Annotated in this window: 11 protein-coding genes; 5 read left to right on the forward strand and 6 right to left on the reverse strand. The window is 35.1% G+C overall.

The features are described from left to right. Window positions 1-151: 151 nt before the first annotated feature. Complete coding sequence (locus ACM9HF_RS03840; RefSeq protein ID WP_473614383.1) at window positions 152-877, forward strand: VOC family protein; 726 nt, start codon at window positions 152-154, stop codon at window positions 875-877. Window positions 878-1,293: 416 nt separating this feature from the next. Here the strand turns inward: ACM9HF_RS03840 and ACM9HF_RS03845 are convergent, their stop codons facing one another. The 5 genes from ACM9HF_RS03845 to apbC all read right to left on the reverse strand — a co-directional run bounded on the left by ACM9HF_RS03845 (window position 1,294) and on the right by apbC (window position 6,522). Continuing rightward, window positions 1,294-1,932, reverse strand: coding sequence for a 2-dehydro-3-deoxy-6-phosphogalactonate aldolase (locus tag ACM9HF_RS03845; RefSeq protein WP_473614384.1), 639 nt, complete (start codon window positions 1,930-1,932; stop codon window positions 1,294-1,296). A gap of 4 nt (window positions 1,933-1,936) precedes the next feature. Further along, a complete protein-coding gene (locus tag ACM9HF_RS03850; protein ID WP_473614385.1) occupies window positions 1,937-2,848 on the reverse strand; it encodes a 2-dehydro-3-deoxygalactonokinase in 912 nt (303 codons plus the stop codon). A 544-nt stretch (window positions 2,849-3,392) separates the two neighbouring features. Continuing rightward, window positions 3,393-4,736 (reverse strand): hypothetical protein, encoded by a 1,344-nt coding sequence (locus tag ACM9HF_RS03855; protein ID WP_473614386.1) that lies wholly within the window; start codon window positions 4,734-4,736, stop codon window positions 3,393-3,395. 43 nt (window positions 4,737-4,779) lie between these two features. Then, window positions 4,780-5,373: a dCTP deaminase gene (dcd, locus tag ACM9HF_RS03860; protein ID WP_473614387.1), complete on the reverse strand. Its 594-nt coding sequence runs from the start codon at window positions 5,371-5,373 to the stop codon at window positions 4,780-4,782. A 51-nt stretch (window positions 5,374-5,424) separates the two neighbouring features. Then, entirely contained in the window at window positions 5,425-6,522 is a 1,098-nt protein-coding gene (apbC, locus tag ACM9HF_RS03865; protein WP_473614388.1) for an iron-sulfur cluster carrier protein ApbC, read from the reverse strand. Between the two features lie 136 nt (window positions 6,523-6,658). On the opposite strand from apbC, the gene metG reads away from it, so the two are divergent. From metG to ACM9HF_RS03885, 4 genes are all read left to right on the forward strand, one after another. Beyond that, entirely contained in the window at window positions 6,659-8,779 is a 2,121-nt protein-coding gene (gene metG, locus ACM9HF_RS03870) for a methionine--tRNA ligase (RefSeq protein WP_473614389.1), read from the forward strand. A gap of 107 nt (window positions 8,780-8,886) precedes the next feature. Then, complete coding sequence (rcsF, locus tag ACM9HF_RS03875) at window positions 8,887-9,282, forward strand: Rcs stress response system protein RcsF (RefSeq protein ID WP_441004050.1); 396 nt, start codon at window positions 8,887-8,889, stop codon at window positions 9,280-9,282. A gap of 4 nt (window positions 9,283-9,286) precedes the next feature. Next, a complete protein-coding gene (gene tsaA, locus ACM9HF_RS03880; protein WP_473614390.1) occupies window positions 9,287-10,036 on the forward strand; it encodes a tRNA (N6-threonylcarbamoyladenosine(37)-N6)-methyltransferase TrmO in 750 nt (249 codons plus the stop codon). Between the two features lie 595 nt (window positions 10,037-10,631). Further along, window positions 10,632-11,744 (forward strand): DUF3083 family protein, encoded by a 1,113-nt coding sequence (locus ACM9HF_RS03885; protein WP_473614391.1) that lies wholly within the window; start codon window positions 10,632-10,634, stop codon window positions 11,742-11,744. 66 nt (window positions 11,745-11,810) lie between these two features. Here ACM9HF_RS03885 and ACM9HF_RS03890 read toward each other — a convergent pair whose 3' ends face one another. Beyond that, window positions 11,811-12,731 carry an FAD:protein FMN transferase gene (locus tag ACM9HF_RS03890; protein ID WP_473614392.1) on the reverse strand — a complete coding sequence of 307 codons (921 nt, stop codon included), beginning with the start codon at window positions 12,729-12,731 and terminating at the stop codon, window positions 11,811-11,813. Window positions 12,732-12,803: the final 72 nt, after the last annotated feature.

Consider the following 12,803-nt stretch of genomic DNA (forward strand, 5'->3'; position numbering starts at 1 on the left):
TAAGGGAACGACCATTATTACAAAGCATTGCCTTGAATTGATATCGCTCAAGTGCTCTGAAATAGCCTCTTGATTGGTAACGGGTATATAATCGTTCTCAATAAACGATAATTTTGGGGCGTTTAAATTTCGTATATAAAAGGTGATAATTATGTCAAGAAGTAATCTGATAGTGTTATTAACATTTATGTTAAATAGTTTTACGGTTTGTTCTGTGATGGCACAGAGTTATTCTGACAAAATAAAGGATAACGGTAGTCTGCGTATAGATCATATTGTTGTTGCTGCTTCTGATCTAAATAAAGGAAGCAAGCAAATTAAGGACATAACTGGAGTTGATACCGTCTTTGGTGGATTGCACCCTGGAGGAACTCAAAACTCTCTAATATCACTTGGCCCGCAAACATACTTAGAGGTGTTAGCACCTCAAGAAAAAAACAAAGTACCCAAGTTAGCAGAGTGGCTTTTACCTTTTGATCATGCGACTCCTATGCGCTTTGCTGTTTCAACAAAAGATATTAAGACGACTAAAAGTTGGCTTCAAAAACATGGTTACCATACAACAGATCTAAAACCAGGAGGACGTACTTTACCAAACGGAGATACCTTGATGTGGACTTCGATGACCATTAAGGATCCTGTAATTAATGGTTCTCCATTCTTCATTCAATGGGATAAACGATCGCCACATCCAGCCGCTACATCTCCAATAGGTTGTGAGTTTCATTCATTAATGGTGATTAGCTCTCAATCAGATGAACTCGAAACACTCTTTAATATCTTGGGACTGGAAATTATCGTTGAAAATTTAGATGGTCGTAATCCCACAATGCAAGTATTGCTCGACTGCCCCAAAGGACGAGTACAATTAAAGTAAACAGTATCTAAATGTAGAATTTGATAAAACCACAACAATCGTAATTTCTGGAGCAGCGATATTTAATAATAGATTGCAGCAGGAATAACCTTTTACAAGCGCAACGACTATTAAATAAAATGATTACAAATAGGTTACTTAGTTTTAACTAGAGTCTGTTGATCTTTCATGTTTAAATTTTGTTTGAATTAAATACTTGTTGCTCGCGGCGCAAGGGATCTAGCATAGTTGTGCTATGTAAATTCATTGCAACAATGAGCAACAAGCATTTAAACGGATCTGTAGAACAGCGTTTATTTGCCATTTATACAACATTATCGCCTATTAGAGTAGAATAGAAACATATCCTCTGCCTTGTATAAAAGGCTAACGCTGATGTAAAAACAATCAGCAAATCTCAACAGACCATAGTTCAATTATTTAGAGGTGAGACTTTTAAATGTTTCAACAAATTGCTTTGCATTTGCACGTACTTGCTCATCTGTCATATTAGGTTTATATAAAGATGAACCTAAACCAAAACCGTTAGCACCAATATCTAATAAAGGTTTCATACTTTCTACAGTAGGATCAATTCCGCCAACAGGGAAAGAAAGTGTTTCGGGAGGTAATACAGATTTTAATGCTTTGTAACCATCTAAACCTAAAGCTGAAACAGGAAATAACTTAATGCCTGTTGCGCCAGCAGCTATGGCATCAAATGCTTCAGTTGGTGTAACTATACCTGGAAAAGTTGCACAGCCAGCAGCAACAGAAAGTTTAATTACTTCTGTATTCATATTAGGTGTAACCACTAAGTTAGCGCCTGTCGCAATTACGTCTTTAGCTTTTTGTGGCGTAGTAACCGTACCAGCACCAATAAGATATTTATCACCAAAAGCGTCAACTAGCTTTTTAATACTGACTAATGGATCAGGGCTATTTAATGGCACTTCAATCATTGTAAAGCCTTCATCAATTAAGATTTGGCCAATGCGCACGACGTTTTCAGGTAATACGCCACGAATGATGGCTATTAAGGGAAGATGCTCTTCAAGTTTGTAACCTTTAGTCATTATTTTAACCTTCATTTAAAACGGTGATTAAATCTGCCATACCAGCAAGAAAACACTCGTCACCACTGATATAAGTTGAAAATATTGAGAGTTCGGTACAAGCTGTTTTGTATCTTTCACACAAACTTTTACCACCCACTAAAAATACGTGGTTATTCTTCAAACTTTTTAATTCGTTACCAATTAATAAACCTGATAAATAATCTAATACTTCATTTTCTTCAATATTATTAAATAATCTGTGTGTTCTTGCAGCAAATAAGGTACTCGTTAAACTATTGGTTAACTGCCCTTCTTTTACGCCTCGAGTAAAAGCGACTTGGCTATCAACCTGTTCCGGTAAACCTTTACCTAAGATGGTATATTTTGAAATAACTGAAAACAGCTCGCCTGTCATGAATGATGAAAAACTCGTCATTTTACCATTAATAAAATTAGCATGTTTGCTGTGTGTACCAGGTAAAATAGCATCTAAAGAGCTTTGTTTAACTATTTTGGCTAAACCAAAAAGTTGAACTTCTTCACCACGCATTACATCATAAGCGCCTGTTTCAGATTGATGGCTTACTCCTGGAATAATGACCGCTTGTGGTCCCCACGGTAAATCAAAACGATGTGCTTTTTTAAGTAAGCCTGCTTCGTCAATCGAAGTGCTTGCATATTCTACGTTAACCCAACCTAATTGAGATCCAACCATACCAGCCATATAAATAGGCAATAATTCAAAATGTTCAATCCAGCCATTTAAAACACTTTTTAATGCTTTAGCAAAATTACCGTCATCAACTTGTAACAAGCCCATAGGTAATTCTTTTTTATCTAGCATCTTACCCTTTGCATTCATTACAAACGCACGAAAATTTGTCGTACCCCAGTCCACAATTAAGTGGCTTGCTGTTTTATTTATATCACTCATTTATATTACAACTCATATTTATAGCCATTTCACTCATCAATGAAATAGCTATTACAGAAAAACATTTCCCAAGCTAACCTAGGATTTTCATTAAGATCTTACTCATTCTTATTCCAGTGCTTCAATCTAATTAATTAACCTCAACTCGGGTTAATGAATGTTAGTGAATGAATTAAAGCTATTACTTATCAACAATTTAATATATATCGTTATTTTCTTAAGCTATATTAGTCTCTCAACATTGATATTTTTGTGTATAACAAGGCGAATTTTTCTATCTAATAGCAGGCTATTAGTCATAAATTCAACGAAGTTAGGCATAAAAATAGCTTGTTGAGTAACTTTGCTTATCCCGAGCTGAGGTTAACTAGCTAAGGTATTAGGAATATTTTATACACCTAAGTTTACATATTAATGTTAACAATCAAAAGACACCATATTTTAAATAAATAGACAATGTTAAGAATGATTTTTATAGTTATACGCGAACCCTTCAAGATGCCGGTTTCAGTGGGACCTTGAGTGGTAATGGGTATATCACAATCTAATCGTACAAAGTTAATTCTGCTAACCGTTCATCAAGAACCGAAATCATTTTTTTATATTCTATTGAATCAACATCTCGGTAATCAAGATTGAATGTATCCGCTGAAATACCTTCTGGTATGCCATGAATTTCAGGCATGAAGTCACTTTCTTCAATATTTTTACTGAATAGTTTTTGTAATCGAAGTGCTGATGCCTCTGACGTTGTTGCTAGTTTAGCTAAACGAGTTCCAGCCCTATCAGCCATTAAGTCTGCAAAGCTGAAACCACTACCACCGGGGTTACTGTCTAGGAATTCTTTTATTTCACCAATGGCATCACTTGCTGAGCTATTGCCAAACAATTGTAAAGCAACAGAATAAATAAAGTGTTTTTGTAAGTCTATACGGTTACGTAAAGTCACTTTATTTCTTAAAAAGTTTCGTTTCCTTATTTGTGCTTCATTTAAATTTGAAACATCGCCAACAAGTAATTCAAAAGTGTCAGAACCAAAATAAAGAGCCAACGCCATTAACGCTGAGTAGTTTTCTTGTACCGCACGCTTTTTACTTTGTGATTGGCTGGTGTTCGCTACAGATGTTTGCTGATGTGCTAACGTAAACATAAACTGAATGTAGTAAGCGAGTTTTCTATTTTTACTGGCTGGGTTTTCTAGCTGATCTAAATGCTCAGCTAAAGCATGATGATAAAATTTTATTTTAGGTACATCACCAAAAAGAGCAAGGTTATCTCTTAAGGCAAAAAGTGCCGAAGAACTTTTATTTAACTCATTCATTTCTTGTGGAATAAATAAGCTTGTACGTATATGTTGATCGTTTAGCTTAACCCATTGCACCATAGAAACTAAATTTGTTCCTAGCTTATCTTGTATAAACCAATCAACAAACCAACGGCTAAAAGATACCAGTTGATTACCTGAAAATGTTAAGCCACCTACATTAACATCGCCGAGATTTATACCGTTATTAGAAGGATGCAGATCACCAGAAATATTCAAATATTTAAATGTCTTAGGAAAAGGCAATTCAATCGACACCTTAATTTTAGCTGCTTCATTTAGAATAATAACATCAGATGAAATTTGTGGAAAAGCTCGATTTAGCAAGGCATTCAAACCATTAATTTCAGTTTGAGATAAAGACAATAAAACAGGCTGTTTCTTATTTTTTAAAGAGTCTATAAAACGTTTCGCTGCCGCTTTGCTTTGGGTAGCCGCTTGCACATTAACAGCATTGTAGTTTTTAAATTGAGGTTGGGATTGCAGTGCAAGAAAGCTCACAATACTAATAAAAATCATACTAGTAATAATGAGCAGTCCTAATATTTTAAATGCTAATTTCAAGAAACACCTAACAAAACAAGTAATAAAATATGATAAAAGTTAATTATTCAGAAGTATCGTCTTGACTAATACGACTCGCCACAGCCCCCTTCTGACCTTTATATTTAGCATCATCTCTTTTATTGTATGGACGTAACGCACTGCTCGACATCGTTTCAAAGTTTAATGCTGCTATTTTCATTTTAGGACGTAAAGCTAAAGGTAATTTACCGCTATTATAAAACTCTAAAACGATTTGACCTGACCAGCCGGGATCAATTCGATGTGCTGTAACGTGTACCATTAACCCTAAACGCGCTAATGACGAACGACCATCTAACCAGCCTACAATATCATCAGGTAAAGTAACTGACTCATACGTTACTGCTAAAGCAAGTTCACCGGGGTGTAAGAAAAAAGCATCACCATCTGCAATATGAATTTCGTCACTCATTACCGAGTTCATAGCTTCTTGCATTTCAGCTTTAGGACCACTTAAATCAATATAGGGGGCTGTATGTTCTTTAAAAACTCTAAATTCGTTGCCTAGTCTAATATCAACACTTACCCCTGAGATCATTGAAACATCAGGCATTGGATCAATACAAATTTTTCCATCGTTAATAGATTGTTCTATATCTTTATCAGACAGTCTCATACTTTTTTTCTTCTATAATTATGTGGCAGTTATATGTCTGTTATCTAAAAATTATTCGTCGCTAAAACATATATCTGCTGTATTCGGGCTTCTTGCATCAAGTTGATAAAACAACTCAGCTGCTACATTGCGCGCTAGTTTACGGTATAACAGGGTTATATCGCTAGTGCTATTTTGTAAAACCGATGAGTTACCATTATCTGCATCTTGTCTTATTTGAATATTTAAAGGAAGTTGACCTAAAAGGGGAATGTTTTTATCTTTTGCGGTATGTACACCACCATTTTCACCAAAAAGATGTGATTGATGACCACAGTTTTCACATACGTGGTAACTCATGTTCTCAACTAAACCTAATACCGGTACTTTAACTTTATCAAACATAGTAATGCCTTTGATAGCATCTGTTAGCGCTATATCTTGAGGCGTTGTAACCACAATAGCCGCGGCAACAGGCACACTTTGCGACAAAGTTAATTGAATATCACCTGTACCAGGTGGCATATCGACAATAAGATAATCAAGCTCTGGCCATAAGGTTTCATTTAATAATTGGCTAAAGGCTCTACTTGCCATTGGGCCACGCCAAACCGTTGCATCTTCATCTCCCACCAAAAAACCTACCGACATAGCCGTAAGACCATTAGCGTTAAGTGGCATTATTGATTTACCATTGCTCGACGAAGGTTGCTGCCCTTTCAATCCCAGCATGGTAGGAAGTGACGGCCCGTAAATATCGGCATCTAAAATCCCCACAGTGCTTCCCTCTGCAATTAGTGCATAAGCAAGATTAACGGCTGTTGTAGATTTACCCACACCACCTTTACCTGAGGTAACCGCAATAATATTACTGATACCTTTTAAGGAATGTTGTCTAACGGGTTTAATTTGATAATCAGGTTTAATAATAGTGGTTTGATTAAGCAACTCAGTTAATGCGTCACTCATCTCATCTAATTCACCATCACAAGGAAAAGGTAAATCAACGTTAATAACGATACAACCATCAACTAAAACAATATGAGGAACCGAGCTAATTTTAAGTATTCCATCAGGAAAAGAATCGCTGTGGTATTCAGTTAAAAAACTCATAATCAAATCTTGCGATTCTTGAGGTACGGTTTTACTAGAAAAAAACTTAGAGAACATGGTTTTCAGACACTTTATCGAACTAATACCAATAAGATTAATTAATTGGTCACTTAGCGAGAATTATTAATGAAAAGTATCTGTAAATTCTGTACCATTCTCCCCATAATTACCACCTTAAATATGTAAACTTTATATGTCTGAATCAAAGTCATCTCAGCTAACGACTGAAAAACGAAAAATATTAGCAACATGTGCCCTACCTTACGCCAATGGTTCTATCCATTTAGGCCATTTACTTGAACATATTCAAACAGATATTTGGGTACGTTTTCAACGAATGCGTGGTCACGAAACTTATTTCGTTTGTGCTGATGATGCACATGGCACACCAATCATGCTTAAAGCACAAGAGCTAGGTGTAACACCTGAAGAAATGATTGCAGGTGTGCGTGAAGAACATATGGCTGACTTTGCTGGTTTTTATATCAGCTTCGACAACTACCATTCAACTCACAGTGAAGAGAATGAAACCTTTGCTCATGAGATTTACAATACATTACATGCCAATGGCCATATAAAAACACGTGTTATTTCGCAATTATATGATCCGGAAAAAGGTATGTTTTTACCTGATCGCTTTATTAAAGGCACTTGTCCTAAATGTAAAAGCGAAGACGAAAACGGCGATAGCTGTGATAACTGTGGTGCTACTTACTCACCTACTGATGTTATTAACCCTCGTTCTGTTGTATCAGGCGCAACTCCGGTATTAAAAGATTCAGAACATTACTTTTTTGATTTACCAGCGTTTGAAGAAATGCTACAAAACTGGACGCGTAGTGGCGCGCTACAAGAAGAAATGGCCAACAAACTTGCTGAATGGTTTGAGTCTGGGCTTAATCAATGGGATATCAGTCGTGATGCTCCATACTTTGGTTTTGAAATTCCAAATGCTCCTGGTAAATACTTTTACGTTTGGTTAGACGCACCTATTGGTTACATGGGTAGCTTTAAAAACTTATGTAATAGATCAAACATCGACTTTGATAGCTTTTGGAATAAAGATTCTGATGCTGAGCTTTATCATTTTATTGGTAAAGACATCATCTATTTCCATAGCCTATTTTGGCCTGCCATGCTAGAAGGCGCTGGTTACCGTAAACCTACTTCTGTTTTTGCTCATGGTTTTGTTACCGTTAATGGCGCTAAAATGTCTAAATCAAAAGGCACCTTTATCAAAGGTCGTACTTATTTAGAACATTTAAACCCTGAGTACTTACGTTATTACTACGCGGCTAAATTAACCAGCCGTATTGATGACTTAGATTTAAACCTAGAAGATTTTGCACAGCGTGTAAATTCTGACTTAGTTGGTAAAGTCGTCAACATCGCTTCTCGTTGTGCTAGTTTTATATCTAAACGTTTCGACGGCATGTTATCAACCAATATTGATGATCAAGCGTTAGCTGACGAAGTAATGAATGCTGGTGACAGTATTGCCCAACATTACGAAAATCGTGACTTTAGCCGTGCTATGCGTGAAATAATGGCATTAGCCGATAAAGTTAATGAATATATTGCGATAAAAGAACCATGGCAGTTAGTTAAAGACGAAACTAAGCAGCAAGAAGTACAAGATATTTGTTCGCTTGGTATTAACATGTTCCGTACGTTAATGATCTACTTAAAACCGGTTCTACCTAAGCTTGCAGAAAGCACTGAAGCATTTTTAAACGATGAGTTACTTTGGGAAGGTCATAAAGTTTTATTAACGAATCACAAAATTAATAAGTTTAAAGCCTTATTACAACGTGTTGATATGGACAAAATCAATGCCATGACAGATGCATCGAAAGATAACCTAGCGGCGAAAGAAGAAGCAGCTAAACCAGCAAAAGAGAAAAAGAAAAAACCTGCAGCGGTTGAAAAACCTAAAATGGATTTCAACAACCCACTTGCTTCAGATCCTATTTCTCCTGAAATTAGTTTTGACGACTTTGCTAAAATTGACTTACGTATTGCTAAAATTGTTAAAGCTGAACATGTTGAAAAAGCCGATAAACTATTAAGACTAGAACTTGCTTTAGATTCAGTTGAAGGTGGTGAAACTCGCCAAGTATTCGCGGGGATAAAATCAGCTTATCAGCCTGAAGATCTTATTGGTAAATTAACAGTTATGGTTGCTAACCTTGCTCCTCGTAAAATGCGTTTTGGACTGTCTGAAGGCATGGTATTAGCAGCAGGACCTGGCGGTGAAGACTTATGGATACTCAATCCAGAAGATGGCGCTCAACCTGGTATGCGAGTTAAGTAAACCTAATACTTAATCATTATTTAGATTAGATAATTTATAAAGGCGAACTTATGTTCGCCTTACTTGTCTTTACAACTAGTATTGTCAAAAAACTAAATGGAAATGCAATGAAAAACACTCTTTTAACCATACTCGCCTTATCATTGTTAACAAGCTGTAGTAGTAAATTTGATACAAGTACAAATTTAGATGCTGAAAACTTTACTAACTACTTTGCGCCATCAAAAGTTAAAATCTATGCGTCTGCTGCTGATATTACTGGTCCACATAAATACCTAGGTGTAGTTGAAGGTGAAGATTGTCAACTTAAAGCACATCATGCAAAACCAAACGAAATTATTGCACGCACAGACGCGAGAAAAAAAGCCAGTGAACTAAAAGCTAACGCAATTGTATTCAGTGGTTGCACTATGCTTACTGGTGGCAGTACAGCAAAACAATGTATTGCTACAACAGTTTGTTATGGACAAGCTTATTACTTAAAACCTACTTCTACGAATTAAAAACATGCCAGACAGCATAGCGTTAAATTACATTGGCAAGGTTTCCTCTCCTTATAAAGAAAAGTTTGCTATACCTCGACAACCCGGTTTAGTCAATTCGGCTAAAGGGAGTATTACGCTTTTAGGCGATGCAAATACCGTAGAACTTGTTCGGGGATTAGAAGCTTTCAGTCATATATGGGTGATATTTGTTTTTCATGGCACACAAGCTCAAGGCTGGAAATCTTTAGTGAGACCACCACGCTTGGGCGGTAATGCTAAAATAGGCGCTTTGGCTACACGCTCTACTTTCAGGCCTAATCCTATTGGTATGTCTGTTGTTAAACTCGACAGCATTGAAGTAATTAATAATCCAGAAAACACCACACAAGCTAAAAGCGTCATACTGAATATCTCAGGACTCGACTTATTAGACGGCACTCCTGTTCTCGATATAAAACCTTACATTCCTTATTCTGACGCTATTGTTGACGCGCAGGCAAGTTACGCACAAGAAACACCTAAAAAAACAATTTCTATTAGCTTTAATGATGAGGCTAAACACTCCCTACAAATTTTAAACAAAAAGTACCCAGAACTAGAAACATTTATACGCCAGATACTAGAACAAGATCCGAGACCTGCTTATAAACAAAATAAGAAAGATGACAAAATATATGGCATGGCGCTTTATAACTTAAATATTCAATGGCAGTTCGTGTCTTTATACGACATTAGCGTAACGAGTATTAGCCATAAACATGATGAAGCTTAAAATCCCCCCAATCTATTAAACAACCAAACTCACCTACTTTCTTAAAAGGATATTTACGGAAATACAATCAGAAAAATGCTAATAACTGATAAGGAAAAACCACACATTATTCAATTTTTTACTGTTAAGAATATCAATAATTTGAGTAATAAACATAAAAGTAGAAGTGGTTTTATAAAGAAAAACATTATTATATACATATATGTTTTAATTTATATTCATAATAACGGTATTTTATAAACCACTATATACATAGTGATTTAAATTGGGTATAAACATTAGGTTGTAATAGTACAGTCATAAAAATGAAGTATTATATTCACATAGAAATTCATTATTTGAGTAAGACTCTTTTGGTGAATAAACATAATAATAAATTTATGTAATACAAATTCTGTTAATAAACAGCGCTATTTTAATAATAAAAATAACCAATAAAATTAATGGAATAGGTATAAGTCCTGTTTTGAATTATAAATAGGCAAACAAACAACAGTAAAATCTAAGGTTGATTTAAAACAAATATTATTTGTAATAAATTAGCCATAATGATTTCTTATAATCGAACTAATGAAATAACTTAAGGGATTTTTAAATGTCTTCATCTCGAATGAGAAATGCACAACACAAAGCATTTATTCCATCGTCTGCTCGTGAGAACCAGTATTTATTAGCTAAGTTTTATGTAACCGATGAACTTATTGCTAAATTTTCTGATGCGTCAGAGAAAGATTCAGATCAACCTTACTTGTCTTTTTATAAAAAACTTTCAAAAATCTTTTTTGATATTAACGAAGAATTACACATTGAAAGTGGTCAATTTGTCGGTAACGATAAATTTACTCGTGTACGATTTAGCCCTGAAAAGATAACAGCGCAAACTAATCAACAAATACTATTTTTATATAACTCATTATATCACCAAAGTGAGCATGCTTATTTCGATGGTAGTAAAAGAGCGAAAAAAATAACATTAGTATTTTTATCGAATGGTTCAGATATTCGTCAAGATTCGGCTAAATTCCATAGAAAAGTATTAAAAGCAGTAACCCAATTTGCAGAAAAAACGGGAATTGGAAAAGAGCAATTCCGCGTATGTGATCACCAGCACTTAACCTTTGATCTTTTCTCTAAAGAAAAAGGCGACGAAGGCTTACAAGTACACAAGCTTAGACCATTAAGTAAAAGATATTTAACTGATGACGTTGTGCTACCTGAAAACGATAGCGCATTAACTTACGCTGTAGCAGATATTCGCTTTAACCGTAGAATTAAGCAACTGGTTGATAAAAAAGAATTAGATAATGAAAACTATAACGCACTTTATAGCTTAATTGCTGATGCATTTATAAGCTCAGCTAAACAGTTTAATTTAAACAACGGGGCTGTAATTGCCAATGGTTTAGTACCAATTGTAAGAGTTACAGATGAAGAGTTTGTTGCTACAAATGGTGAACTCATTAACTTAGGCTACAATCCTGAACATGATGCGTGTGGTTATACTTGTAAGTGGAATGCTGACAAACTGGTTGATAAAATTCAATTTGTATTTGTTGCCACTAAAGCAGACAGAACGTCTCACGGTTATGGTAAGTTTTTAAACCAAGTTGAAGATACACTAGAACTCTTAGCAAAAAAATTAGACTTTGTTAAAGATAAAGAACAACTTATTGTTCGTATCCATCAACATGTTGGTTTTAATTACTAGTCATTCATACTAGATTTGAACAAAACGCCATTTAATTTTTAAATGGCGTTTTTTTATATTAAATTTTTACCTTACAGCCCAATATTTTACTTCCTGATCATCTAAATAAGCTTCTGCATTTTCGCCTTGTAATAAAGATAATGTTGCTAAAATACCTGCCTGTACACATTGCTCGGAAGAAACTGTGATTGATCGAGGAGCATTAATAATTGACCAACCCGTTTTAGCATTAAGAATATGGCTATAACGCACACCATCTTTTAATAAAAAACGCTTAGCATTACCACTGGTTGCTAATGCGCCTTGATATAGCGAAACCACCATATTAGTTTTATTCTCAAAACCGGGATGTTCGACACCAATAACCCAAGGCTTATTATTCTCTCTCGGTTTTGTAGCAGCTAAGTCTCCCCCCAAATTAATTAAAATAGGATATTCTGTTATTTCTTTAGCTAAAAGAATACAACGATCTACTGCGTATTCTTTACCTATACCACCAAAATCAATCTCCATGCCGTTTGGCAACGTAATAGCTTGTTGACTAACCTTAACTTTATTCCAACCAATAAAAGGTAAAATAGCTTCAACCTGTGCTTTATCAGGAATATTATCACTGCCATTGAATGTCCATACTTTACGTAAAATACCTGATGTAATATCAAATAACCCATCACTCAGTTCGTAACAAACATGAGCAAAGTTCAGCAATAAATATGTTTCTTGATCAATTGACACAGTTTGCCCTTTACTATTATTAATAAGGCTACAAACACTACGAGAGTCGTATCGGCTGTATTTGTCTTCAATTCTCCAAACTTCATCGGTGATCACTTTTGCTAATTTATTCACCAATTCATCTATTTTTTTAGATGTATGTAATGCACTAGGAATTTCCATTAATACTTCACAAGGACTTGCCATTGCAGAAAACAAAAGTCGATATTCGTTTTTATCTTTTTCAATAATAAATTTTCTAGAATTTTGCACGTTATGTTTACTCACATAAAAATAAAAACCACACGTTACGCGTTACAATAAAAATATCACCGTGTCAGTAAA

The sequence above is a fragment of the Colwellia sp. RE-S-Sl-9 genome (assembly GCF_048296855.1).
GTDB lineage: Bacteria > Pseudomonadota > Gammaproteobacteria > Enterobacterales > Alteromonadaceae > Pseudocolwellia.